The organism is Tatumella sp. JGM91 (genome assembly GCF_018257575.1).
In the GTDB taxonomy this organism is placed as follows: domain Bacteria; phylum Pseudomonadota; class Gammaproteobacteria; order Enterobacterales; family Enterobacteriaceae; genus Tatumella; species Tatumella punctata.
Genome location: NZ_JAERJP010000001.1, coordinates 152604 through 179149, shown reverse-complemented (window position 1 = coordinate 179149; position 26546 = coordinate 152604). Strand labels below are relative to the sequence as shown.

Sequence of the window (26546 nt, the reverse complement as noted above, 5' to 3'; positions counted from 1 at the left end):
CATGCTACTACAGCAACAGAACCGGACCCTGTTTAATGACCTTTTCGGTTATCCCGCCACCCATAGTTTTCAGGCCCCGGGACGGGTCAACCTTATCGGCGAACATACTGATTATAACCAGGGCTTTGTTTTACCTTGTGCGATTGATTACCAGACGGTCATCAGTTGTGCGAAACGCGATGATAATCTGATCAGGGTAATTGCCGCTGACTATGACAATGCCAGTGACCAGTTTTCCCTGGATGAGCCGGTACTCAGTGTCCGATCCCCGTTGTGGGCCAACTATGTTCGTGGTGTCGTTAAACACTTACATCAGCGTAATCCTGCTTTTGGCGGCATGGATTTAGTGATTAGCGGTAATGTGCCGCAGGGTGCCGGTCTGAGTTCTTCTGCTTCTCTGGAGGTCGCTGTCGGGACGATGATCCAGCAACTTTGGCAGCTGGACCTTGACCCGGCTACGCTGGCACTGATCGGCCAGCAGGCAGAGAACCAGTTTGTCGGTTGTAACTGCGGTATTATGGATCAGATGATCTCAGCACTGGGTGAAAAAGACCATGCGCTGCTGCTGGATTGCCGGTCACTGGAAACCCGGCCAGTGCCGATGCCACACAATGCCGCGGTGGTGATTATTAACTCCAATTTTAAACGTTCACTGGTCGGCAGTGAATACAATACCCGCAGAGAGCAGTGTGATACTGGCGCCCGGCTGTTTAATAAGCCCTCTTTGCGGGATGTCTCACTGTCAGAGTTCAGTGCGATGGTCACTGATATTGATCCGCTGGTGGCCAGACGCGTCCGCCATATTCTGACCGAGAATCAGCGAACGACTGATGCTGCCGATGCCCTGAGTCGTGGCGATTTAGTGGCTATCGGACATCTGATGGCTGAATCCCATGCTTCCATGCGCGATGACTTTGACATTACGGTACCGCAGATTGATCTGCTGGTAGATATTGTGAAATCAGTCATTGGTGAGCGGGGAGGCGTCCGCATGACCGGGGGCGGATTTGGTGGCTGCATTGTGGCACTTATCCCTGTAGGATTGGTTGAAGATGTCCGTCAGGCCGTTTCTGAACAATACCAGCCGCAGACGGGTATTAAAGAAACCTTTTATGTTTGCCATGCATCACAGGGGGCAGGAATATGTCACACAGCAACCAGTCAATAGCACCGGATGGTCAGCCCTGGCGGATGACCGTGTTACGTAATGCCAACGGTATGGATGTCACTTTTATGGACTGGGGAGCGACCTGGCTCTCCGCCAGAGTACCGCTGGAAGATGGCTCAGTGCGGGAAGCGGTGCTGGGGTGTGCCACCCCGGCCGACTATCTGAACCAGTCTGCCTATCTCGGTGCCTGTATCGGCCGTTATGCTAACCGGATTAGTCAGGCGTTGCTGACACGCAGCGGATGTCAGCTGCAGGCTAACCAGCCCCCGCATCAACTGCATGGCGGGCCGCAGGGCTTTAGCTGCCGCCGCTGGCTGATCGTCAGCCAGACACCCGATGAAGTTATCTATCGCCTGAATTCCCCGGATGGGGATCAGGGTTTTCCCGGTAACCTGACGGCGGAAGTCCGCTATCAGCTTAAAGAGGATAATAGTCTGGTCATCAGTTACCAGGCTGAAACGGATCAGCCCTGTCCGGTAGCATTAACTAATCATGCTTATTTTAACCTTGATGCGAATCAAGGTGATGCACGTCAGCATCGGTTACAAATAAACGCTGATCGTTATTTACCGGTAACTGCTGAGGGTATTCCTGACGGAGATTTACAGCCAGTCGCCGGTAGCGGATTTGATTTCCGCCAGGCAAAATCAGTTGCCGATGATTTTCTGACCGATGCTGACCAGAAAAAAACGTCCGGTTATGATCATGCATTTTTGCTGAACACCCTGAGCGGTAACTCTCAGCCAGCCGCCCGTTTATGGTCAGCCGATGGCAAACTCCGGATGTCCGTGTTTACCGATGCACCGGCGTTACAACTTTATACAGGGAATTTTTTAGCCGGTACTCCGGCGCGACAGGGAGTCTATGAAAATTATCAGGGGATTGCTTTAGAAACCGGTTTTCTGCCGGACTCACCCAATCATCCGGAATGGCCTCAGCCAGATTGCTGGCTGGCAGCAGGTGAAAAAATGCACACACAAACCTGTTACCGGTTTAATGCTGTCTGATTTGCGGTGAAATATCCTGCAGAGAGTCTTCGCCGGACTTACGCAGGCTGCAGTTTTCAGCTATGTTAACCTGTATCCTGCCCGGATGAAGACTCCGGCATTGGCATAGTTTCCATTATCATAGAACTTTTCGAGCATTAAGGAGTTAAGCGATGGCAGTAACCAAGCTTGTTCTGGTACGTCACGGCGAAAGCCAGTGGAATCAGGAAAACCGCTTTACCGGCTGGTACGATGTTGACTTGTCCGAGAAAGGCCGCGGAGAAGCAAAAGCCGCAGGAAAGTTACTGAAAGATGAAGGCTTTAATTTTGACTTTGCCTACACGTCGGTACTGAAACGTGCCATCCATACCCTGTGGAGCGTGCTGGATGAACTGGACCAGGCATGGCTGCCTGTTGAGAAGTCCTGGCGTCTGAATGAACGTCATTACGGTGCTCTGCAGGGCCTGAACAAAGCAGAAACGGCTGAAAAATACGGTGACGAACAGGTTAAACAATGGCGTCGTGGTTTTGCGGTCACTCCGCCGGAACTGGATCGCAGTGATGAGCGTTTCCCCGGTCATGACCCTCGTTATGCATCATTAACTGCAGAGCAATTACCAACCACCGAAAGTCTGGCCCTGACTATTGAGCGTGTTATCCCGTTCTGGCAGCAGTCTATCCTGCCACGTATTAAGACCGGTGAAAAAGTTATTATCGCTGCACACGGTAATTCCTTGCGTGCACTGATCAAATACCTGGATGACCTGTCCGAAGATGAAATTCTCGAACTGAATATCCCTACCGGCGTGCCACTGGTTTACGAGTTTGATGAAAACTTTAAACCACTGAAACGTTACTATCTGGGAAATGCTGATGAAGTCGCGGCTAAAGCTGCTGCGGTAGCTAACCAGGGTAAAGCCAAATAATCCGTTACGGGGATATCTGCCTGTAATCCGCGGCCGGTGAAGACTTTCACCGGCCGTTTTTTTATCCGTGCATCACAGCGCTCGTCTGGCACGTACCGCTGTGGCCAGCTGATGTAATACCTGTTCCGTTGCTTCCCAGCCGATGCAGGCATCGGTGACACTTTTACCATAAACCAGTGGCTGTCCTGCTTCCGGGTTCTGATTACCCTCTTCCAGATTACTTTCTATCATCGCTCCGATAATGTCCCGGTCCCCGCCAGCAATCTGCCCGGCAACATCCGCAGCCACGTCAAGCTGACGGCGGAATTGTTTAAGGCTATTGGCATGGCTGAAATCAATCATAATCTGTGGCTTAAGCCCGGCACCGGTCAGTCCCTGACGAACGGATTCAACATCTTCAGCACTGTAGTTAGGGACTTTTCCGCCGCGCAGAATGATATGACAATCCTGATTCCCGCGGGTTTCGACAATCGCGGAATGGCCATATTTAGTCACCGACAGGAAACAGTGTCCTGCTGCTGCGGCATTAATCGCATCAATTGCCACTTTAATGGTGCCATCAGTGCCATTTTTAAAACCTACCGGACAGGAAAGGCCTGAAGCCAGCTCACGGTGCACCTGAGATTCGGTGGTACGGGCCCCGATAGCGCCCCAACTCATCAAGTCAGCCAGATACTGGGGGGTGATCATATCCAGGAACTCTCCGGCTGCCGGCAGCCCGCTGTGGTTAATATCCCGTAATAGTTGCCGGGCAATTTTCAGCCCGTCATTGATCCGGAAACTGCCATCCATACCGGGATCATTAATCAGACCTTTCCAGCCGACGGTGGTGCGGGGCTTTTCGAAATAAACCCGCATCACAATTTCCAGATCATCGCCCAGTTGCTGACGAAGCTTAAGCAGTCGCCCGGCATAGTCCAGCGCGGCCTGTGGATCATGGATAGAGCATGGACCAATCACTACTAACAGACGATCGTCCTGTCCCTGTAAAATTTTTTGGATCGCCTCACGGCAACGAAATACTGTTGCAGCCGCTTCCTCGCTGGCCGGGAACGCCTCCAACAGTGCCACCGGAGGTAACAGTTCTTTGATATCCCTGATCCTTACGTCGTCGTTCTGATAGTTCATAGTGGTTCCATTAGAAGTGAGTCGAAATCATGGCCTTTACTCTAGCCTGCCGCGCCATCGGAGTAAATCGGCTTTATCCGTGCGGCAGAGAGAAATAAGTGTGGCTGCTGTGAATATCCGGTGGCAGCTGTGAATTTTTACCTGCTGAAATATATACAATATATTCTCCCCTGTTCCGGGCTTATGCCATACTGAACAGGCACGATTTAACAGTTTTTTATACAATGCTGTTCAGTATTACCGGAACAGCCTTTCAGGATTAACATCACTTTATGACTCACTCGCACAACCACAACACTGCCAGTGTCAATCGCTCACGTTTACTGGCAGCTTTTATTGTGACGGTTATTTTTATGCTGGCTGAAGTTATCGGCGGCTGGATGTCGGGTTCGCTGGCGCTGCTTGCAGATGCCGGCCATATGCTGACAGATGCCGCTGCATTACTTCTGGCATTACTGGCAACACATTTTTCAGGCCGTCAAACCGACCGTAACTACAGTTTCGGAATGCTGCGGCTCACCACGTTATCCGCGTTCGTCAATGCACTGGCTTTACTGCTGATTATTGTTTTTATCGTCGCTGAGGCAATAGCCCGCGTCTTTTCGCCGCAACCGGTAGCTGGCGGCCTGATGCTGGGGATCGCTATCGCCGGGCTACTGGCGAATATTCTGTGCTTCTTTTTGCTGCGGCAGGGGAACGGCGAGCAGAATATGAATGTGCGGGCTGCGGCACTGCATGTGCTGGGAGATTTGCTGGGATCCGCGGGGGCGATTATTGCTGCCTTGCTGATCATCCGGACCGGCTGGACACCTTTTGACCCGATTCTGTCAGTAGTGGTGTGTTTACCGGTTCTGAACAGTGCCTGCAGGCTGTTACGCGAAAGTGTACGTGAATTGCTGGAACGTACTCCCGCAGACGTTGATACGGATAAACTGGCCCGTCAGCTTACCTTACAGATTGCCGGAGTACGCAATGTGCACCATATCCATTGCTGGCAGGTTGGTGAAAAGAAAGTGCTGACCCTGCATGTGCAGATAATTTCTGACTATCAGCAGGATCAGTTACTGCAACGTATTCATCTCTGGCTGAATGAGCATTATTCCATATCCCATGCCACAGTACAGCTTGAATACCAGCTGTGCCCGCAGACTGAATGCAGGCTCAGCCACGAAGAACATCCCCATGACAACCCTGCGGCGGCTGGTAATCGTCACCAGCGGCATTCACACCACCATTAATCGGTTACCGGCGGCCGGGGAAGCAGCCCCGTAGCGCCGGATTTTCAGGACAATTACCGTAAACCGCTGGCTTCCAGTTGCAGTAATTGTTGTTTTACCGTTGTTCCGCCGGCAAAACCGGTCAGGCTGCCATCAGCACCAATCACCCGGTGGCAGGGGATAATGATTGATAACGGATTTCTGCCATTCGCCCCGCCTACCGCCCGAACGGCTTTTGGCCTGCCGATACGGGCAGCGATATCCCGATAACTGCGGGTTTCACCGTAGGGAATTTCTGCCAGTGCCTGCCAGACCTGCCGCTGGAACAAGGTCCCTTCTGGCTGTAAAGGTAAATCAAAGCATTTCCTGTCACCGGCAAAATATTCCGTTAACTGTTCTGCCGCCTGTAACAGCACCGGATGTTCCTCAGATAACAGCTCCGGTCTGGCCCTGATACGCGCCGGGGGCTCATTTTCCCAGGCAACCGCAGCCAGTCCCTGCTCACCGGCGATTAATGTCAGCTCCCCGACCTGCGTCGGTAATAATTTATAGAAGTACATGCTTATCATTTCCGGAGATACAGAGGGTGCATCGATTATGCCACGGAACAGCAAACTTATTGCCGTTTTTCGGACATAGGGGTATTTTTTATTGATCGCCGAAAACCGCCAGTAAGTACAGCGGGCGGCCAGGCAAAGGGCTCAGAGGATAACCTGACCCTGCGGCAGGCTTTCATCCGCGGCGGGATAATCAGAGAGCTGAAACGAAAAAAGCCCCCTTACGGATGCTTTTCTCTGGAAACTGGTGGGTCGTGCAGGATTCGAACCTGCGACCAATTGATTAAAAGTCAACTGCTCTACCAACTGAGCTAACGACCCTGACGGGAATTTTTTGCGATAGCATTCTTAATGAATGGTGGGTCGTGCAGGATTCGAACCTGCGACCAATTGATTAAAAGTCAACTGCTCTACCAACTGAGCTAACGACCCCTCTTTTACCATTGCCGAATGCAATTTGTTTATCACCCGGCAACGGCGGCATATATTACTGATTTAACTGGGTAGCGCAACTCTTATTTAAAAAAAACTAACTGACTGCTTACCTTTCAGCCTGTAAGACCAGAAATGAAACGATTTCTGGTCAAATCATCGGTAATTAGCCTTCCGCCAGCTTTTTTTGTGCAGCTTTGGCAGATGCTGTTGCGGGATAAAGTTTTACCACTTGCTGGAAAACAGCCCTGGCTTTATCAGTATCTTTTTTATCCTGCATAACCACACCCACTTTAAATAATGCCTCAGGTGCTTTTGGTGATTTAGGATAATTTTTTACTACGGTCGCAAAATAATAGGCAGAATCATCAAGCTGACCTTTATTGTAGTAAAGCTGGCCCAGCCAGTAATTTGCATTAGGCTGATAAGTAGAATCCGGATATTTTTTCACCCACGCCTGCATTGCAGTGATCGCCTGATCAAACTTTTTCTGCTTCAGGATCAAATCAACAGCTGCATTATACTCGCTGTTTGCATCACCTGACTGGGTACCTGACGCGGCTTCTGTCGCCGGTGTGTTAGCGGTACTGGCAGCCCCATTGGTTGCCGCGGCAGCCGTTGCAGACGCAGAATTATTACTACTCAGCGCATCAATTTGCTGATAAAGCTGCTTTTGCTGCTCAGTAACCTGGCTAAGCTGATAGGTGTTTTGCTGAATCTGACCACGCAATGAGTCAATATCATTCTGGGTGTCACTGAGTTGCTGTTGCAGTTGTTGCAGTAACTGTGCCTGTGCATTCGAAATACGTTCAAGGGTGGTGACCCGGTCATCTACCGAGCCAGAGCCAACGCTACTGATTGACGCCTGAGCATGAGCGGCCGGAACGGCCGCTACAGCAATCAGTAACGACAGACTCAGGGTATGAAGTCTGAAGTTACTAATCATATTCTTCTCTTAGTAAACCAGTACGGCACGACGGTTTTTAGCCCAGGCGGCTTCGTCATGACCCAGTACTGCAGGTTTTTCTTTACCGTAAGATACGATAGACATTTGATCTTCGGCGACGCCTTTACCTTGCAGATACATTTTCACTGCATTAGCACGACGTTCACCCAGTGCAATATTGTATTCCGGTGTACCACGTTCATCCGCATGACCTTCGATAGTCACTTTGTATGAAGGGTTGCTGCGCAGGAAGTTAGCATGCTGATCCAGCATCTGAGCGTAGTCAGGCAGGATGTCATACTTATCCAGACCGAAGTAAACAATATTGTTCTGCTGCAGCTGCTGCATTTGCAGACGTGCCTGCTCATCAGAAGACATATTGCCGCTATTAGCGCCATTACCGTATGCACTGTCTGCACCGGTAGTTGCACCGCTATCATTATCATTTTTATGTGAGCTACAAGCTGCTACAGCCAGAACAGGCAGAGCAAGCATTAACCCTTTCAGCAGTTTATTCAGTTGCATTTCAAAATCCTATTATAGTTTGCCATACATATTTACACATGCATCACAGATACGGAGACCAGGCAGGTGATGACACCTGTCCGTCAGTCGCCGGAAGACGCGCTTTGAAACGCCCGTCGGTCGAAACCAACTGCAAGACGGACCCGTAACCCTGAGTAGAGCTATAGATAACCATTGTGCCGTTAGGTGCAAGACTTGGCGTCTCATCCAGGTACGTGTCCGTTAATGTTTGAACGGCTCCCGTTTCCAGATCCTGTTTAGTGACGTGCTGAGCACCGTTTGCGGTACTGATCATCACCATAAATTTCCCATTCGGGGCCACATCCGCATCCTGGTTCTGGTTGCCTTGCCAGGTAATACGTTGTGGTGTACCACCATTAATACCGATTTTATAAATTTGCGGACGTCCCGCCTGATCCGAAGTATACGCCAGAGACTGGCTGTCCGGGAACCATGTCGGTTCTGTACTGTTATATCGCGCATTTGTCAGCTGGCGAATCTGCCCCGACGCCAGATCCATCAGATAAAGATTCAGGCTGCCGGTCTTGGATAAAGCAAATGCCAGTTTGGTCCCGTCCGGAGAAAAGGCCGGTGCACCATTGTGTCGTGGGAAATCAGCGATAGTACGTATCGCACTGTTCGCCAGGGTCTGGACCACCAGTGCAGAACGGCCGGTTTCAAACGTAACATAGGCCAGTTTACTGCCATCCGGTGACCATGCCGGGGACATTAATGGTTGCGGTGAACGATGCACGACAAACTGGTTGTAGCCATCATAATCGGCAACACGCAGTTCCCATGGATACTGGCCACCATTGGTCTGAACGATATAAGCGATACGGGTACGGAATGCTCCTTTGATACCTGTCAGTTTCTGAAATACTTCGTCACTGGCAGTATGGGCCGCATAACGCAACCATTGTTTGGTCACTTTGTACGAGTTCTGAGAAAGTACGGTGCCCGGAGCCCCGGCGGTATCCACCAGCTGATACGATACCTGATAGCTGCCATCTGCATTCCCCTGAACCTGACCGACCACAACAGCATCAATCCCCAACGCAGACCATGCTGCAGGCTGAACCTCTTGTGCAGTTGTCGGTTGCTGAGGCAGGCGACTACGATCTAATGGATTGAATTTTCCACTGTTGCGTAAATCAGCTGCCACGATACCACCGATGTCCTCTGGCGCTGCACCTGTTCCCACCCACTGAAAAGGAACTACGCCTATCGGACGAGCCGTATTGACCCCCTGGGTGATTTCGATGCGTACTTCAGCCTGTGAGACTACGGTCCATAACAATAAAAAAAGACCCAAGGTTATACGAAATGCATGCTTCATCTTTTCTCCCTTATCTGAACTCAGTGTTCATGATAATTCGTATAAATTCCGATAAATTGTCTGATAAAAGAACGACTATCTTTGACAGCATAGTCGTTCTTTTATTCCGCGACACAGTTAAGGCTTAAATACCAGTGTTGCATCTTTTACCGCCTGCCAGACATCCTGACTTGGTGGTTTCGGAATACGTGCCAGTTTAGCCGCCGTAATCGCCGCCTGGCATAACGCCGTATCGCCTCCCGCCGACACCGCAGAAATCAGCGTCCCGTCTGGCATCAGTTTTATCCGGACATTACAGGTTTGCCCTGTATAGTTATCAGAGTCATAGAACTTGCTCTGAATAGCACCCTGTACCTGACCGATATAACTTTCAATCGCCGCACCTGATGCTCCGGATTTCTTCTGTGTTCCCTGACCAGCTGCAGAGGTCCCTGCATTTTTTCCTGCTTTGGGCGCATTTTTCCCTGACGCCAGCCCCCCCAGTAAATTATCAACTTCACTGCTTTGTCTGGCTGCCGCGGCGGCTTTGGCTTTCGCTTCTGCCGCTGCTTTCTGTTTCGCTTCCGCTGCTGCCTTCGCTTTCGCTTCTGCTTCAGCCTTCTGCTTCGCTTCCGCTACTGCCTTCGCTTTCGCTTCTGCCTCAGCCTTCTGCTTCGCTTCCGCTTCTGCCTTCGCTTTCGCTTCTGCCTCAGCCTTCTGCTTCGCTTCCGCTGCTGCCTTCGCTTTCGCTTCTGCCTCAGCTTTCTGCTTCGCTTCCGCTACTGCCTTCGCTTTGGCTTCTGCCGCAGCAGCTTTCGCCTGCTGATCTGCCTGTGCTTTAGCTTCTGCCGCAGCGGCTTTCGCCTGCTGTTCTGCCTGTGCTTTGGCCTCTGCCGCAGCGGCTTTCGCCTGCTGTTCTGCCTGTGCTTTGGCCTCTGCCGCAGCGGCTTTCGCCTGCTGTTCTGCCTGTGCTTTGGCTTCTGCTGCAGCGGCTTTCGCCTGCTGTTCTGCCTGTGCTTTGGCTTCTGCTGCAGCGGCTTTCGCCTGCTGGTCTGCCTGTGCTTTGGCTTCTGCATCAGTATCGGCTTGCTTATCAGACTGTTGCTGTGCCTGTTTTGCGGCAGCCTGCTGCTGAGACTGCTGGGCATTATCGCGGTTGTATTGTTCAACGACAGCGCCAGGATCTACCATGACCGCATCAATGTCGCTTCCCCCGCCACCACCGCTGGGTTCAATATTTTCGTCAAACGAGCTAAGGATAAGCACCCCGACCACCAGAACATGCAAGGCGACGGATATCATCATTGAGCGCTTTAACTTATCGTTTTGTTCGGTTGCCTTCGACACTATTGGTTCCCAAAAACAGATGATAATTAAATCGGTTTGGTCATCAGACCGACAGACTTAACACCTGCCTGATGAAGTAAATTCAGTGCTTTAATTATTTCATCGTAAGGCACATCTTTTGCCCCGCCGATCAAAAATATACTTTTCGGATTCGCTTCCAGACGGTGCTGCGCCTCACTGATAATCTGTTCCGGCGGCAGTTGTTCTAACCGTTGATGATCTTCAACAATAGTATATTGTCCGACACCTGAGACTTCTAAAATCACCGGTGGGTTATCATCAGCAGACACTGTTTTAGAATCGGTAGCATCCGGCAGATCCACATTGACACTCTGGGTAATAATCGGTGCTGTTGCCATAAAAATCAGTAACAACACCAGCAATACATCCAGCAGCGGTACAATATTTATCTCTGACTTCAGGTCACGACGAGCGCGACCACGCGTTCTGGCCATGAGTCAACCTCTGCTTACTTAGGGCTTTCGCTGGTAAATGCCTGGCGATGCAGGATTGCGGTAAACTCTTCGGTGAAGTTATCGTAACCCTGTTCCAGCTTATTCACCCGCTGGTTCAGACGGTTATAAGCCATAACCGCAGGTATTGCCGCAAATAAACCAATTGCTGTCGCAATCAGTGCTTCCGCAATGCCGGGCGCAACCATTTGTAAAGTCGCCTGCTTCACTGCACCCAGAGCGATAAAGGCGTGCATAATCCCCCACACGGTACCAAACAGACCGATATACGGGCTGATAGATCCCACCGTACCGAGGAAAGGAATATGGTTTTCAAGATTTTCCAGTTCACGGTTCATCGAAATACGCATCGCACGGCTGGCACCTTCAACAACAGCTTCCGGCGCATGTACATTGGCACGGTGCAGCCGGGCAAACTCTTTAAATCCTGCGTAGAAAATCTGCTCTGAACCATTCAGTTCCTCACGGCGCCCCTGACTTTCCTGGTATAAACGGGATAAGTCGACACCTGACCAGAACTTATCTTCGAAGGCTTCGGCTTCACGGTTTGCCGCATTTAAAATACGGGTACGCTGAATAATGATGGCCCAGGATACGATGGAAAAACCAATCAAAATCAACATAATGAATTTGACCAGAAGGCTTGCCTTCAGGAACAAATCAAGGATGTTCATATCAGTCACTGCTTGAACTCCGCGACAATGGACTTAGGAAGCGCAATCGGCTTCATACGATGAGTGTTGATACAGGCAATAAGAACTTCAGCTTCATTAATCAGCCTGCCCTCTGAATTTAGCATGCGTTGACGAAAAGTCATGGTTGCCCGCCCCATATCGCTGACTTCACTCTCAATGTGCAGTAAGTCATCAAGCCGGGCTGCCGCAATGTAATCGACCGTCATACGCCGTACCACAAAAGCGGTCTGCTGCTCTAACAGCGTTTGCTGCGTAAAGCCGCACTGACGCAACATTTCGGTTCGTGCCCGTTCATAAAAAGCAATGTAGCTGGCGTGGTACACCACACCTCCGGCATCAGTGTCTTCGTAATAGACCCTGACCGGCCAACGAAACAGTAAGTTACTCACCCTGTATCCCGGTATTAAGTTAAACCAGCATACTATACGCAACTGAAATCGGCTTTGGAATGGGACAATACTGACCTGTGAAAATAATTATTTCCGCGGAAACACCCCTCGCCTCTGAGGGGGATAAATATGACAAACTCTTAAGATTTTTTACTCTCTGCGTACAGTCACAGCAGAAAAATTTGCATATACGGTAATAATTTCATCTCCTCTCGCAGGATAACCTGCGGGAGAAAATGATTTATTGGGATTGATCGTCAGAAAAAAGGAGGGAAATACGGATTCAGGCGCTGTAGAAGCAAATGATCGCAGACAATAAAATAATCCAGGCAAAAAGAGGATTAAACACTATCTGCCAGAGCATTGTACGGAGACGAAAACCACTGCCGTGTATCACACTGCTACACACCGCCCAGATGAGTAATATCCCCCACCACAGACTCAGCGTTTTTGAGGACAGTGAAAAACGGGTGGGATCCCAGAGAACACAACCTGCAACCAGCAAACCGGCGATCAGTGAAAGGCCCCGTAAAGGGGCCTTACCGGTCAGGTCATAAATCCTGCTGACCATCCGCTGCATCAGGCCTGTTCATCCTGATTATCTTTACTGCCATTCTCTAATGCCAGTGCAGTCATGATCCCGAAGGAACAAGCCAACAGCGTGCCAAGAATCCAGGCAAAATACCACATGGTTGACCTCTCTTTTAATACAGTGAATGGGTATTACGGTCGATATCATCTTTAGTGATCCGTCCGTACATTTTGTAATAACACCAGGCGGTATATGCCAGGATCAAAGGCACAAAGATAATCGCCGCAAACGTCATAGTGGTCAGAGTCAGCTTGCTGGAGGTCGCATCCCACATGGTCAGACTCATACCAGGATTAGTGTCCGATGGCATGATGAACGGGAACATAGCAATACCGGCAGTCATAATAACGCAGGCAATGGTCAGGGAAGAGAATACAAATGCCCAGGCGCCTTTGTTGAGACGGGTAGTGAGTATTGTCAGCAACGGCAGTACTGCCCCCAGCACCGGGAACAACCATAACACCGGCGACTGTTTAAAGTTTACCAGCCATGCACCACTTTCACGGATAACATCTTTACCAAGAGGATCCGAGGCGGCGTGACGATCGATTACACTTTTCACTACATAGCCATCAATACCATAAGCAATCCAGATGCCCGCCACAACAAAGCATACCAGCATCACCAGTGCTGTAACCTGCGTCATACTGCGGCTGCGCAGATACAATTCACCGGCAGTACGCATCTGCAGATAGGCCGCTCCCTGAGTCAGGATCATCGTCAGACTGACAATGCCGGCTAACAGGGCAAACGGATTCAGCAGCATAAAGAAATTACCCGTATAAAACAGGCGCAGATACTCATCCATGTGGAAAGGAACACCCTGCAGCAGGTTACCAAATGCCACACCTATTACCAGCGGCGGAACAAAGCTGCCGATGAAAATCCCCCAGTCCCACATTCCTCTCCAGCGGCTGTCAGCCAGTTTTGAACGATAATCAAAACCGATCGGCCGGAAGAACAATGAGGCCAGCACCAGAATCATCGCAATATAAAATCCGGAAAAGGCGGCCGCATAAACGGTCGGCCAGGCGGCAAACAGCGCACCACCGGCAGTAATCAGCCAGACCTGGTTACCGTCCCAATGGGGGGCAATACTGTTAATCATTATCCGGCGTTCAGTATCTGTTTTTCCGATAATCCGGCAGAGCATCCCTACCCCCATATCGAAACCATCGGTCACTGCAAACCCGATAAACAGAACCCCGATCAGCAGCCACCAGACAAAGCGCAATACTTCATAATCAAACATGTGTGCTCTCCTGAATTATCGTGCCGACTGAGTGGTTGCTGGCAATTGTTCATGATGATAGCGACCTGTTTTCAGACTGCTGGGTCCGAGACGAGCAAATTTGAACATCAGGTACATCTCTGCAATCAGGAACAACGTGTATAAACCACAAATCAGGCCCATGGAAAACAGCAGGTCGCCTGCTGTCAGGGAAGAGTTTGCCACAGCAGTCGGTAATACCTCACCGATAGCCCATGGCTGACGACCATATTCGGCCACAAACCAGCCTGACTCAACCGCGATCCAGGGTAACGGAATACCGAGTAATGCAGCTTTGAGTAACCAGCGGCATTTGCCAATCCGGTTGCGCAGCACACTCCAGAAAGAAAGCGCAATAATCGCCAGCAGCAGCACTCCGCAAAGCACCATGATGCGGAAGGCAAAATAGAGCGGTGCTACTTCAGGGATAGAGTCTTTGGTCGCCTTCGCAATCTGAGCTTCTGTCGCATTGGTCACATCCGGTGTGTAACGTTTCAGCAGCAATCCATAACCCAGATCTTTTTTGGTTTGGTCGAATGCGGTACGTACCGCCGGATCCTGGTTGCCGTTGCGCAACTCATTCAGCAATCCATAGGCTTTCATCCCGTTACGAATACGAATTTCATGCTGCGCCAGTAAGTCTTTTAACCCGAGAACCGGGGTATCAAGAGAGCGCGTGGCAATTAATCCGAGCAGATAAGGGATTTGAATCGAGTAGTTATTTTTTTCAGTCTTCTGGTCCGGAATAGCAAACAGAGTGAATGAAGCGGGTGCCGGCTGAGTTTCCCATTCAGCTTCTATCGCAGCCAGCTTGGTTTTCTGTACATCCCCCATCTCGTAGCCTGATTCATCGCCAAGCAGAATAACGGACAACACGGCAGCCATACCAAAACTGGCAGCGATAGCAAACGAGCGTTTGGCAAATGCAGTATCCCGGCCTTTCAGTAAGTAGTACGCGCTGATACCCAGAATAAACATCGCCCCGGTGGTATAACCTGCGGCAACCGTATGAACAAATTTAACCTGCGCTACCGGATTAAGGACTAATTCGGAGAAACTGACCATCTCCATACGCATGGTTTCATAGTTAAATTCAGAGGCTACCGGATTTTGCATCCAGCCATTGGCCACCAGGATCCATAAGGCGGACATATTGGAACCCAGGGCAACCAGCCAGGTGACCGAAAGATGCTGAACCTTGCCCAGACGATCCCAGCCGAAAAAGAACAGACCGACAAAGGTGGACTCAAGGAAAAATGCCATCAGACCTTCGATGGCCAGCGGCGCTCCGAAAATATCTCCGACATAGTGGGAATAGTATGACCAGTTAGTCCCGAACTGAAACTCCATTGTCAGGCCGGTAGCGACCCCGAGGGCAAAGTTAATACCAAATAATTTCCCCCAGAACTTAGTCATATCTTTATAAATTTGTTTACCGCTCAGCACATATACGGTTTCCATAATTGCCAGCAGAAACGCCATACCGAGCGTCAGTGGCACAAACAGAAAGTGGTACATTGCAGTCAAGGCAAACTGTAGACGAGACAGTTCGACGATATCTAACATCCTGACTCCTTGCTCTTTTTAATAAAAATTCTCTTCAGATAACATTGGGTTGCTTCCGGACTTCAGAGAATAAGCCGTTAACGGTACCGGTAAATTGTACTTCGTTGTGTTGACAGAAAATTGACCGATTATTGATAATCAAACGTTTGTATCCGCTAATCAGGGTCTGATACCTGTCATTCCTCTGACTATCACTGTACTGTCAGGACTCACACCAGTGATCTTTATCAACTTTTTAATAACAGGAAAAACAACAGAAAAAACCCAAATTGACGTAAGACAATTTAATCTAAAATCCTTATTTATATCCAGCAGATAAAATAGATATAAGCCATGATTTATTGATCTAAGTCGTTATTTGTCGATAAACTTTTTGATATGTAAATGACCCTGTAACGATATCAATAGATATCCGTGATTACAGGCAGAGACAGAACGATGAACAATACAAGATTATTGAAAACCAGACTTCATGTCAGTTAACCTATGCATTTATAACATGCATTAAAGTAAGCGTAGTACATGATAGTGAATCAGGATATGTATTATTTACAGTTTAATGATATTTAAATAACAAAATAAATCATAATAAAAAGAATAATTGTATTTATCCCATTATTACAGCGTGTTAGTCGTTGAAGATTGTTTGTCATTCACTGACCTCTGCTATAGGGGAAAAAAAACCACCGCCGGCTGGCAGTGGTTTAATCAGAGCCGAAGGAGATCAGCGGGCAGGTAATACCGATTTCACAGCCTCACCGATCTCTGCGAGGCTGTGAACCGTTTTAACTCCGGCAGCTTCAAGAGCTGCAAATTTCTCATCTGCAGTCCCTTTCCCCCCGGCAATAATCGCGCCGGCATGCCCCATACGTTTACCTTTTGGTGCAGTCACACCGGCAATGTAGCTGACGACCGGTTTGGTCACATGCTGACTGATATAAGCGGCTGCTTCCTCTTCTGCACTCCCGCCAATTTCACCAATCATCACAATCGCCTCGGTCTGCGGATCCTGTTCAAACAATGCCAGAATATCAATAAAGTTTGAGCCTGGAATCGGGTCTCCGCCAATACCCACGCAGGTTGACTGTCCATAGCCAATATCTGTGGTTTGCTTAACAGCTTCATAAGTCAGTGTCCCTGAACGAGAGACAATCCCGATGCGACCCGGCAGATGGATATGACCTGGCATAATACCGATTTTACATTCTCCCGGAGTAATCACCCCCGGGCAGTTCGGGCCAATCATCCGCACACCGGCTTCATCTAGTTTGACTTTAACCGTCAGCATATCCAGCGTCGGGATACCTTCAGTGATAGTAATAATCAGTTTAATCCCGGCATCGATAGCTTCAAGGATACTGTCTTTGCAGAACGGTGCCGGCACATAAATAACCGAGGCTGTCGCTCCGGTATGCTCTACCGCTTCACGTACGGTATTGAATACCGGCAGGCCAAGGTGCGTGGTCCCGCCTTTACCCGGCGTGACTCCGCCCACCATTTGCGTACCATAAGCAATCGCCTGTTCAGAGTGAAATGTCCCCTGCCCGCCAGTAAATCCCTGGCAAATAACTTTGGTATTTTTGTCGATCAGAATTGACATTATTTGCCCTCCGCTGCAGCCACTACACGCTGAGCCGCGTCAGTGAGACTGGTTGCTGCAATAATATTTAAACCACTTTCGGCCAGTTTTTTCGCCCCTTTCTCCGCATTATTGCCTTCCAGACGGACCACTACCGGGACATTAACGCCGACTTCTTCAACCGCACCGATAATACCGTCGGCGATCAAATCGCAGCGGACAATACCACCGAAAATATTCACAAAAACCGCACTGACCGCATCATCCGACAAAATAATTTTAAATGCTTCGGTAACGCGTTCTTTAGTCGCACCACCGCCCACATCAAGGAAGTTCGCCGGCTGACCGCCGTGGTGCTTAACAATATCCATGGTTCCCATCGCCAGGCCGGCACCATTGACCATGCAACCAATATTGCCTTCCAGAGCTACGTAATTCAGCTCCCATTGTGCAGCACTGGCTTCACGGGCATCTTCCTGGCTTGGGTCATGCATTTCCCGCAGTTCAGGCTGACGGAATAACGCATTACTATCAATACTCAGTTTACCGTCCAGACACACCAGTTCCCCCGCGGTAGTTATCACCAGCGGGTTGATTTCCACCAGCGCCAGGTCCCGCTCAAGGAAGAGAGTTGCCAGTCCCATAAAAATTTTCGCAAACTGGCTCACCTGCCGGCCTTGCAGGCCAAGTTTAAATGCCAGTTCACGGCCCTGGTACGGCATCGGTCCGGTCAATGGATCAATGGCCATTTTGTGGATCAGATGAGGCGTTTCTTCCGCGACTTTCTCTATTTCCACACCACCTTCCGTCGAAGCCATAAAGACCACACGGCGGCTGCTGCGATCAACGACCGCACCCAGATATAATTCTTTATCAATATCAGTCGCCGCTTCGACCAGAATCTGATTGACTGGCTGACCATCAGCATCTGTCTGATAGGTAACCAGTTTGTTACCCAGCCACTGTTCAGCAAACGCACCAATGTCTTCTTTATTGTGCACAACCTTCACACCACCGGCTTTACCGCGACCACCGGCATGGACCTGACATTTCACGACCCAGGGCCCGGCTCCGATCTTCGATGCGGCTTCTTCCGCTTCACGCGGGGTTGTACAGGCATACCCTGTAGGGGCAGGTAAGCCGTACCGGGCAAACAGTTGTTTTGCCTGATATTCATGTAGATTCATGATGTTCTATCCATTCAGTTCTGAAAAGAATAAAAAACAGGCGCCCCTCAGGAACGCCCGGCTAAAAATCAGACATCCAGTAACAAGCGGGCCGGATCTTCCAGCAGCTCTTTAATCGCGACCAGATAACCCACGGATTCACGGCCATCGATCAAACGATGATCATAAGACAATGCCAGGTACATCATCGGCAGGATTACTACCTGACCATTGACGGCCATTGGTCGATCTTTTATCGCATGCATACCGAGGATCGCGCTCTGTGGCGGGTTAATGATCGGCGTCGACATCAGAGAGCCAAAGACTCCGCCATTGGTAATCGTGAAATTACCGCCCGTCAGTTCTTCAACCGTCAGTTTTCCGTCACGGCCTTTAATCGCCAGCTCTTTAATTTTCTTCTCGATCGCGGCCATGCTCAGGGCATCGACATCACGCAGCACCGGGGTGACCAGACCGCGCGGGGTAGACACGGCAATGCTGACATCAAAGTAGTTATGGTAGACCACATCATCACCATCGATGGAAGCATTGACTTCCGGATAGCGTTTCAGTGCCTCCACAACCGCTTTAAGGTAAAAAGACATAAACCCGAGCCGTACGCCGTGACGTTTTTCGAACGCTTCACCATACTGTTTACGGAGATCCATAATCGGTTGCATGTTCACTTCGTTAAACGTTGTCAGCATGGCAGTGCTGTTTTTCGCTTCCAGCAAACGTTCGGCCACCCGCTTACGTAACCGGGTCATCGGTACCCGTTTTTCACTGCGGTTGCTCAGTGCCGGTTGCTCTGCTGTTACTGTTGCTGCGGCAGCAGGCAGAGGGGCGGTCTTCTGTCCGGCCAGATATTTTTCAACATCTTCACGGGTCAGACGCCCGCCTACCCCGCTGCCTTTAATCTGAGAAGCATCCAGTGAATGTTCAGCAATTAAACGGCGGATAGCCGGGCTAAGAGCATCACTGGATTCTTCTTCCAGCGAAGCCGTCTGTCGTTGTGCCGGGGTCGATTCTTTGGCTTCGGTTTTCACCGCCGATTCTTTGCCGCTGCTGTTACCTTCTTTCAGACGGCCTAATAACTGGCGCGAAGTTACCGTCGCCCCTTCATCTTCCAGTACCGCCTCAAGCACCCCGTCAGCAAACGCCGGCACTTCCAGGATCACTTTATCGGTTTCAATTTCGACCAGCACTTCATCGCGCCGGACGCTGTCACCCGGTTTTTTATGCCAGGTAGCCACAGTGGCGTCGGCAACAGACTCCGGCAAATCGGGAACGAGAATATCTAAGCTACTCATTATCTTTCCTTATAATCAATCAACGTTCAGCGCATCATTTACCAGCGCTTGCTGCTGCTGCTGGTGAACAGACATATACCCGACAGCAGGCGAGGCGGATGCCGGACGCCCTGCATAGCGCAATGACGCTCCCTGCGGTACAACTTCACGGAAATTATGCTGACTGGAATACCATGCACCCTGATTCAGTGGCTCTTCCTGACACCAGATAAAATCGGTCACATGTGAATAAGACTGCAGGATCTCCTGCACAGCCTGATGCGGGAAAGGATACAGCTGTTCAATACGGATGAGAGCCACATCCTGCTGCTCATTTTTACGGCGCTGCTCAAGTAAATCGTAATAGACTTTGCCGGCACACATCACTACGCGGCGAATATTTGCCGGATTCAGCGGATCAATTTCACCGATCGCCGGCATAAACTGTCCGTCTGCCAGCTCCCCGAGCCCGGAAACGGCCAGCGGATGACGTAACAGGGATTTAGGGGACATCACAATCAGTGGCCGGCGCATACCGCGCAGGGCCTGGCGACGTAACATATGATAGACCTGCGCCGGCGTGGAAGGGACACAGACCTGCATATTCTGCTCTGCACAGAGTTGCAGATAACGTTCCAGCCGGGCGGATGAGTGTTCCGGCCCCTGCCCTTCATAGCCATGCGGTAATAACATGACCAGGCCACACATCCGTCCCCACTTTTGCTCACCGGAGCTGATAAACTGGTCAATAACCACCTGAGCACCATTGGCGAAGTCACCAAACTGGGCTTCCCAGATAGTCAGGGTACGTGGCTCTGCGGTTGCATAGCCATATTCAAAAGCCAGTACCGCTTCTTCAGACAATACGGAATCCCAGACTTTGAATTTTCCCTGCCCGTGGTGGATATGCTGTAACGGCGTGTAGGTTGACCCGTTAATCTGATTATGGATCACCGCATGCCGATGGAAAAACGTTCCCCGTCCGGTATCTTCTCCCGACAGACGAATAGGCACACCTTCATCCACCAGCGTGGCATAGGCCAGGTTTTCCGCCCCGCCCCAGTCGAATGGCCGGGTGCCTTCGGCCATTTCCTGACGGTCACGATAAATTTTCAGTACCCGTGACTGTGCTTCAATACCTTCAGGTATCTGGCTGATACGCCGGGCCAGCTCCTGCAACCGTTTCATCTCAACGGTTGCAGGGTAGCTTTCGTCCCAGTCATGGTTCAGGTACGGAGACCAGGTGTAAGAATTGAGAGTCATCGGACGCCATTCGTCTACCACACATTCACCTGAATCCAGGGCATCCCGGTACAGGTTCATCATTTCTGTGGCATCCGCGCTGCTGATCACCCCTTCATTCTGCAATCGATCTGCATAAATTTTACGGGGCGTCGGATGTTTTTTGATTTTTTTATACATAAGCGGCTGGGTTGCACTTGGCTCATCCGCTTCGTTATGACCATGGCGGCGATAGCATACCAGGTCAATAAAGACGTCACGTTTAAAGGTATTACGATAATCCAGCGCCAGCCGTGTCACAAATGCCACGGCTTCCGCATCGTCCGCATTCACGTGAAAAATGGGTGCCAGCACCATTTTTCCGATATCAGTACAATAAGGTGTTGAACGTGCATCCTGAGGATTAGAGGTGGTGAAGCCCACCTGATTGTTGATAACAATACGAACCGTTCCGCCCACTTCATAACCACGGGCCTGGGACATATTCAGGGTTTCCTGCACGACCCCCTGACCGGTAACCGCAGCGTCACCGTGAATTGTAATTGGCAAAACCTGGTCAATCGACGGCTGTGACAGACGATCTAAACGGGCGCGCACCGACCCCATCACTACCGGACTGACAATTTCCAGATGAGACGGGTTAAAGGCCAGTGCCAGATGCACCAGCCCGCCTTCGGTTTCAATATCTGAAGAAAACCCCATGTGGTATTTCACATCACCGGTGCCCAGCAATTCTTTGTGTTTACCGGCAAACTCATCAAACAGATGCTGGGTTTTCTTACCCAGTACATTGATCAGTACATTCAGACGCCCGCGGTGTGCCATACCCAGTACCACTTCACGGGTACCATGTTTTCCCGAATGTCGGATCATTTCACGCAACATCGGGATTAATGCATCTCCGCCTTCCAGAGAAAAACGTTTCGCCCCCGGGAATTTTGCCCCGAGATATTTCTCAATTCCCTCGGCTGCAGTCAGTTCCTGCAGAAATTTTTTCCGCTCGCCGCTCGTAAAGCTGGCACGTCCGGCCACCGATTCAATACGCTGCTGAATCCAGCGCTTTTCTTCGGTGTTATTAATATGCATATATTCCGCACCAATCGAGCCGCAGTATGTCTGCTTCAGTGCTTCATAAAGATCCGCCAGCTTCATGGTGTCTTTGCCAATGGCAAATGACCCCACATTAAAAGTTTCCCCGAAATCTTCGGCCGTCAGACCATGAAATGCCGGGTCAAGATCCGGTACCGGATCCTGTTTCCAGAGCCCTAACGGGTCAAGGCTGGCTTGCTGATGGCCCCGAAAACGAAAAGCATTGATCAGCTGCAATACTTTTACCTGCCGGGAATTCGCTTCAGGATCCGTGACCGATGAGGTATACCGGGTGGAATCTTTAGCCAGACGGCGAAAGTAATCACGGGTCGTTGAATGAAATTGTTCCGGACGAAGGTTATCAGCAGGGAATTGTTCAAACAGTTCCCGCCAGACAGGTTCTACAGAATCAGGACTTGTAAGGTAATCCTCGTATAACTGTTCTATATAAGACTGGTTCGCTCCGGCCAGCCAGGAAGAATCCAGCCAGGGTTTCATTGCATTGTTCTGCATGGTGATCCCTTGTGCATTATCATGCTTTTCGTAGTTATTGTTGCCGTTTTCACGGGTGTTCCGGGACAATGCGTCGGCCGATGAGTACTATTCCACAGTAAATTCTGCCTGCCTGATACTGCCATCCTGCAGGCGTTAAACGGGGAATGATTTTTCACCCTGCATCACTACTGTCCGCAATCATCATCACCTTGTTTTATATCATTAAACAGGGTGTTGTGGACATGCAAGATTGCCTTCAGCAGTCACACTGTCTCCCAGGTTCAACGGAGCGAACATCATGGTGCTGTCTTTGCCCGCAAGGGAACCTTTGTAAACCCTTTCGTCTGTCGCACCGGGAAAAGGTTTACCAGGGTTTCCGTCAATTGCCGGGAAGCAATGCTTCCCGGCGTATCTATATCAGGCCCCTCGTTGCAGCAGCATAGATTTAATGTGACCAATCGCGCGGGTAGGATTCAGCCCCTTCGGACAAACATTCACACAATTCATAATACTGTGGCAGCGGAAAACACTGAATGCGTCATCAAGTGCATCCAGACGTGCATCTGTTTCTGTATCACGACTATCAATCAGGAAACGATAAGCCGCCAGCAAACCCGCCGGGCCGACAAATTTATCCGGGTTCCACCAGAAAGACGGACAGGACGTTGAACAGCAGGCACACAGAATACATTCATACAGGCCATCAAGATGGGCACGCTGATCAGGAGACTGCAGATTTTCCCTGGCTGGCGGGTTACGGTCATTATTTTGCAGGAAAGGTTTAATCTTTTCGTACTGGGCATAAAACTGCCCCATGTCCACGACCAGATCACGGATCACCGGCAGCCCGGGTAACGGACGGATGACAATTTTACCTTTGCCTCTCAGGGCTGAGAGCGGGGTAATACAGGCCAGACCGTTTTTCCCGTTCATATTCAGACCGTCAGAACCACATACCCCTTCACGACAGGAACGGCGAAATGACAAGCTGGGGTCCTGTTCTTTAAGCAGAATTAATGCATCCAGCAGCATCATATCACTGCCTTCTTCTGCATTAAGGGTGTAATCCTGCATCCGCGGGGCATCATCAACCTCAGGATTATACCGGTACAGCGAAAATTCCAGTTTCATTTATCTTTCTCCACCGGTTAATAAGTACGCACTTTCGGCGGGAACGCCGGACGTAACTTAGGCTGCATATTGACTTCACGCCGCGTCATACTTTCAGTCTGAGGTAAATACAGACTGTGGCATAACCAGTTCGCATCATCCCTGTCAGGGAAATCGAAACGGCTGTGCGCGCCGCGGCTTTCGGTACGGTAATTTGCGGCAACTGCGGTGGCATAAGCCGTTTCCATCAGATTATCCAGCTCCAGACATTCAACACGCTGGGTGTTGAAGTCCGGGGAGCGGTCATCAAGCCGCGCATCCTGCAGCCGGGCACGGATATGCTTTAATTCTTCCAGCCCTTTGGCCATTGCATCCCCCTCGCGGAATACGGAGAAGTTATGCTGCATACAGGTCTGGAGTGCTTTCCGGATTTCCGCCGGGTCTTCACCCGTAGTGTTATTATCCCAGCGCTGATAGCGGGCCAGCGCAGCATTAATATCGTCTTCTGTCGCATCAGCCAGTGGCCCCTGCTGCTGAATAGATTCCAGCAGGTGCAAGCCCGCAGCACGACCAAACACCACCAGGTCAAGCAGCGAGTTGCCTCCCAGCCGGTTAGCGCCATGCACTGATACGCAGGCGATTTCACCGACAGCAAACAAGCCCGGAACGACCTGATCATTACCATGTTCATCAACCGTCAGCGCCTGACCCGTCACTTTGGTCGGGATCCCGCCCATCATATAATGGCAGGTCGGGATCACCGGGATCGGCTCTTTCACCGGATCCGCATGGGCAAATGTCCGGGAGAGTTCAAGGATCCCCGGTAAACGTGATTCCAGGACGTCTTTACCTAAATGGTCAAGTTTGAGTTTAAGGTGAGGTCCCCACGGACCATCACAACCACGGCCTTCACGGATTTCGATCATCATAGAACGGGCCACCACATCACGTCCGGCAAGATCTTTGGCGTTCGGTGCATAGCGTTCCATAAAGCGTTCACCGTGTTTATTCAGCAAATATCCGCCTTCACCACGACAGCCTTCCGTGACTAACACCCCGGCACCGGCAATACCTGTCGGGTGAAACTGCCACATTTCCATATCCTGTACCGGCACTCCGGCCCGCAGGGCCATTCCCACACCATCACCGGTATTAATATGCGCGTTGGTTGTTGACTGATAAATACGCCCCGCCCCGCCGGTCGCCAGAATGGTCGCTTTGGCTTTGAAATAAACCACTTCTCCGGTTTCGATACAGAGCGCAGTACAACCGACAATTGCACCCTGCTGATTTTTCACCAGGTCCAGGGCATACCATTCAGAAAAGATGGTGGTTTTATTTTTCAGGTTCTGCTGATAAAGGGTATGTAACAACGCATGGCCGGTACGGTCAGCCGCTGCGGCAGTACGCGCAGCCTGCTCCCCGCCGAAATTTTTCGACTGCCCGCCAAAAGGACGCTGATAGACCCTGCCATCATCCAGACGGGAGAACGGTAATCCCATATGTTCCAGTTCCAGAATCGCTTCCGGTCCGGTTTTACACATATATTCGATAGCATCCTGATCACCGATATAATCTGACCCTTTAACAGTGTCATACATATGCCATTCCCAGTTATCTTCATGGGTATTACCCAGGGCAACGGTAATCCCCCCCTGTGCAGAAACCGTATGGGAACGGGTTGGAAATACTTTTGATAACAGAGCACAACTTTGCCCTGACTGTGAAATCTGTAGTGCTGCACGCATACCTGCGCCACCTGCACCAATGACCACTGCATCAAATTCTCTGACCGGCAAACTCATTTACACACCCCACACGATAATCGTTCCGTAAATCGCATACGTAAGTAACGCCAGGATCACCAGCCCCTGCACTACCAGCCGTAATGCTACATTTTTGACATAATCGGTCAGTACCTGCCACATACCGATCCAGCCATGAATCAGAAGCGAAAATAACGCCAGCAGAGTAAATACACGGGTAAATGTTGCGGCAAAAAAACCGCGCCAGACATCAAAAGTGACATGACCGGTAAAAACAAAGAAACCGAGTATATAGAGGACATACAGGGCGATGACAATCGCAGCACCACGCAACAATAACCAGTCATGGATACCATTACGGCCGAGTGCAGAAACGTTAGTTACCATACAAGAACCCCCGCCAGAACCGACAGCACAACAGTGATTGTAAAAGTAATCTGTGCAGAACGTTTACCGGCTGCCAGAGTTTCTTCGAGGAAGCCAAAATCCATCAGCATATGACGAATACCACCCGCGATATGATAAGCCAGCGCCGTCAGAATGCCCCACAGAATGAATCTGACGACCAGGCCATTGAGCATGGCTGATGCGTGTTGAAAGCCTTCGGGGGAAGAGAGAGACAATCCAAGTAACCACAGCAGAATTCCGATAGCGACAAAGGTAATCACGCCGGAGATACGGTGGAGAATTGATGCTATTGCAGTCAAGGGAAACTTGATTGTCGAGAGATCCAGGTTGACAGGTCTTTGTTTTTTCAAGGTTTTGCCCACACAGCTTTTATTATTTTAGCTTCCTCCGGTCCTGCTGGAACGTGAAAATCGTTATCATGCTGATTTTCCCGCCACTCTGACAGTAACATCCAGTGTTAAATGACGCGTAAAAACGCTGGGTGACTCCTGACGACAGGGTATTCCGGAGACCTTTACAAAGTATAAGATGATCACAATCTGATTACAATTACCCTACATATTGTTTGGATAAAATTGGGCAGAACAGTGATCACTATCACGATACAGACAATTTTTCCGACACCTCCGCTACTGTTCACATTAAATAAACATTTATTTCACATCCTGAGTGTAAAGCCGTTATCATAGCCGCGCATGGTTCGGGATAGACATTCCGATATACCTGCGATATATAACTGACAGGAAGCAAATCGCTTAGATAATCATTACCGAACTATTTCAACGCCGGTAGCAGGCGAAAAATTATATCCGGACGTGTTTGCTGCCACAGGTTGTTTTAGCAAAATACCTGAGCAGTAAACAACAA

At 50.1% G+C, this 26546-nt stretch carries 25 protein-coding genes and 2 tRNA genes; 4 read left to right on the top strand and 23 right to left on the bottom strand.

Annotated elements, in window-relative coordinates; translation table 11 throughout:
• The first annotated feature begins 1 nt into the window (after position 1).
• The 3 genes from galK to gpmA all read left to right on the top strand — a co-directional run bounded on the left by galK (position 2) and on the right by gpmA (position 3080).
• A complete protein-coding gene (gene galK, locus JK198_RS00920; protein ID WP_212706773.1) occupies positions 2-1168 on the top strand; it encodes a galactokinase in 1167 nt (388 codons plus the stop codon).
• The gene (gene galM, locus JK198_RS00915; protein WP_212706774.1) at positions 1144-2175 is read left to right on the top strand and encodes a galactose-1-epimerase; all 1032 of its coding nucleotides are present in this window, start codon (positions 1144-1146) and stop codon (positions 2173-2175) included. Before galK ends, galM begins: the two co-directional genes overlap by 25 nt.
• A 152-nt stretch (positions 2176-2327) precedes the next feature.
• Positions 2328-3080, top strand: coding sequence for a 2,3-diphosphoglycerate-dependent phosphoglycerate mutase (gene gpmA, locus JK198_RS00910; protein ID WP_212706775.1), 753 nt, complete (start codon positions 2328-2330; stop codon positions 3078-3080).
• Positions 3081-3152: 72 nt separating this feature from the next.
• Here gpmA and aroG read toward each other — a convergent pair whose 3' ends face one another.
• Positions 3153-4208: a 3-deoxy-7-phosphoheptulonate synthase AroG gene (aroG, locus tag JK198_RS00905; protein WP_212706776.1), complete on the bottom strand. Its 1056-nt coding sequence runs from the start codon at positions 4206-4208 to the stop codon at positions 3153-3155.
• A gap of 272 nt (positions 4209-4480) precedes the next feature.
• On the opposite strand from aroG, the gene zitB reads away from it, so the two are divergent.
• Positions 4481-5446 carry a CDF family zinc transporter ZitB gene (gene zitB / locus JK198_RS00900; RefSeq protein WP_212706777.1) on the top strand — a complete coding sequence of 322 codons (966 nt, stop codon included), beginning with the start codon at positions 4481-4483 and terminating at the stop codon, positions 5444-5446.
• Between the two features lie 53 nt (positions 5447-5499).
• On the opposite strand, the gene JK198_RS00895 is transcribed toward zitB, so the two are convergent.
• The 22 genes from JK198_RS00895 to sdhC form a co-directional block, all read right to left on the bottom strand.
• Positions 5500-5985 carry a methylated-DNA--[protein]-cysteine S-methyltransferase gene (locus JK198_RS00895; protein WP_212706778.1) on the bottom strand — a complete coding sequence of 162 codons (486 nt, stop codon included), beginning with the start codon at positions 5983-5985 and terminating at the stop codon, positions 5500-5502.
• 242 nt (positions 5986-6227) lie between these two features.
• Positions 6228-6303, bottom strand: a tRNA-Lys gene (locus JK198_RS00890).
• Between the two features lie 35 nt (positions 6304-6338).
• A tRNA-Lys gene (locus JK198_RS00885) sits at positions 6339-6414 on the bottom strand.
• Positions 6415-6580: 166 nt separating this feature from the next.
• The gene (cpoB, locus tag JK198_RS00880; protein WP_212706779.1) at positions 6581-7360 is read right to left on the bottom strand and encodes a cell division protein CpoB; all 780 of its coding nucleotides are present in this window, start codon (positions 7358-7360) and stop codon (positions 6581-6583) included.
• A 9-nt stretch (positions 7361-7369) separates the two neighbouring features.
• Positions 7370-7885, bottom strand: a complete 516-nt coding sequence (gene pal / locus JK198_RS00875) for a peptidoglycan-associated lipoprotein Pal (RefSeq protein ID WP_212706780.1) — start codon at positions 7883-7885, stop codon at positions 7370-7372.
• A 43-nt stretch (positions 7886-7928) separates the two neighbouring features.
• Positions 7929-9224: a Tol-Pal system beta propeller repeat protein TolB gene (gene tolB / locus JK198_RS00870; RefSeq protein WP_212706781.1), complete on the bottom strand. Its 1296-nt coding sequence runs from the start codon at positions 9222-9224 to the stop codon at positions 7929-7931.
• Positions 9225-9341: 117 nt separating this feature from the next.
• The gene (gene tolA, locus JK198_RS00865; protein WP_212715357.1) at positions 9342-10550 is read right to left on the bottom strand and encodes a cell envelope integrity protein TolA; all 1209 of its coding nucleotides are present in this window, start codon (positions 10548-10550) and stop codon (positions 9342-9344) included.
• Positions 10551-10576: 26 nt separating this feature from the next.
• Positions 10577-11005 (bottom strand): colicin uptake protein TolR, encoded by a 429-nt coding sequence (gene tolR, locus JK198_RS00860; protein ID WP_212706783.1) that lies wholly within the window; start codon positions 11003-11005, stop codon positions 10577-10579.
• A gap of 14 nt (positions 11006-11019) precedes the next feature.
• Complete coding sequence (tolQ, locus tag JK198_RS00855) at positions 11020-11706, bottom strand: Tol-Pal system protein TolQ (RefSeq protein ID WP_212706784.1); 687 nt, start codon at positions 11704-11706, stop codon at positions 11020-11022.
• Positions 11703-12107, bottom strand: coding sequence for a tol-pal system-associated acyl-CoA thioesterase (gene ybgC, locus JK198_RS00850; RefSeq protein WP_212706785.1), 405 nt, complete (start codon positions 12105-12107; stop codon positions 11703-11705). The genes tolQ and ybgC overlap by 4 nt, the downstream gene beginning before the upstream one ends.
• 283 nt (positions 12108-12390) lie before the next feature.
• Complete coding sequence (gene ybgE, locus JK198_RS00845) at positions 12391-12687, bottom strand: cyd operon protein YbgE (protein WP_212706786.1); 297 nt, start codon at positions 12685-12687, stop codon at positions 12391-12393.
• Positions 12687-12797: a cytochrome bd-I oxidase subunit CydX gene (gene cydX / locus JK198_RS00840; RefSeq protein WP_212706787.1), complete on the bottom strand. Its 111-nt coding sequence runs from the start codon at positions 12795-12797 to the stop codon at positions 12687-12689. The genes ybgE and cydX overlap by 1 nt, the downstream gene beginning before the upstream one ends.
• Before the next feature lie 14 nt (positions 12798-12811).
• On the bottom strand, positions 12812-13951 hold the full coding sequence (cydB, locus tag JK198_RS00835) for a cytochrome d ubiquinol oxidase subunit II (RefSeq protein ID WP_212706788.1): 1140 nt from the start codon (positions 13949-13951) through the stop codon (positions 12812-12814).
• Positions 13952-13966: 15 nt separating this feature from the next.
• Positions 13967-15535 carry a cytochrome ubiquinol oxidase subunit I gene (gene cydA, locus JK198_RS00830; protein WP_212706789.1) on the bottom strand — a complete coding sequence of 523 codons (1569 nt, stop codon included), beginning with the start codon at positions 15533-15535 and terminating at the stop codon, positions 13967-13969.
• 724 nt (positions 15536-16259) lie between these two features.
• The gene (sucD, locus tag JK198_RS00825) at positions 16260-17135 is read right to left on the bottom strand and encodes a succinate--CoA ligase subunit alpha (RefSeq protein WP_212708377.1); all 876 of its coding nucleotides are present in this window, start codon (positions 17133-17135) and stop codon (positions 16260-16262) included.
• A complete protein-coding gene (gene sucC / locus JK198_RS00820) occupies positions 17135-18301 on the bottom strand; it encodes an ADP-forming succinate--CoA ligase subunit beta (RefSeq protein WP_212708378.1) in 1167 nt (388 codons plus the stop codon). The genes sucD and sucC overlap by 1 nt, the downstream gene beginning before the upstream one ends.
• A 68-nt stretch (positions 18302-18369) precedes the next feature.
• Complete coding sequence (gene odhB / locus JK198_RS00815; protein WP_212708379.1) at positions 18370-19590, bottom strand: 2-oxoglutarate dehydrogenase complex dihydrolipoyllysine-residue succinyltransferase; 1221 nt, start codon at positions 19588-19590, stop codon at positions 18370-18372.
• Positions 19591-19605: 15 nt separating this feature from the next.
• The gene (gene sucA / locus JK198_RS00810) at positions 19606-22413 is read right to left on the bottom strand and encodes a 2-oxoglutarate dehydrogenase E1 component (protein WP_212709897.1); all 2808 of its coding nucleotides are present in this window, start codon (positions 22411-22413) and stop codon (positions 19606-19608) included.
• 399 nt (positions 22414-22812) lie between these two features.
• On the bottom strand, positions 22813-23526 hold the full coding sequence (locus tag JK198_RS00805; RefSeq protein WP_212708381.1) for a succinate dehydrogenase iron-sulfur subunit: 714 nt from the start codon (positions 23524-23526) through the stop codon (positions 22813-22815).
• A gap of 17 nt (positions 23527-23543) precedes the next feature.
• A complete protein-coding gene (gene sdhA / locus JK198_RS00800; protein WP_212708382.1) occupies positions 23544-25310 on the bottom strand; it encodes a succinate dehydrogenase flavoprotein subunit in 1767 nt (588 codons plus the stop codon).
• Complete coding sequence (gene sdhD / locus JK198_RS00795; protein ID WP_212708383.1) at positions 25311-25658, bottom strand: succinate dehydrogenase membrane anchor subunit; 348 nt, start codon at positions 25656-25658, stop codon at positions 25311-25313.
• Positions 25652-26041 carry a succinate dehydrogenase cytochrome b556 subunit gene (gene sdhC, locus JK198_RS00790; RefSeq protein WP_212708384.1) on the bottom strand — a complete coding sequence of 130 codons (390 nt, stop codon included), beginning with the start codon at positions 26039-26041 and terminating at the stop codon, positions 25652-25654. The genes sdhD and sdhC overlap by 7 nt, the downstream gene beginning before the upstream one ends.
• Positions 26042-26546 lie beyond the last annotated feature (505 nt).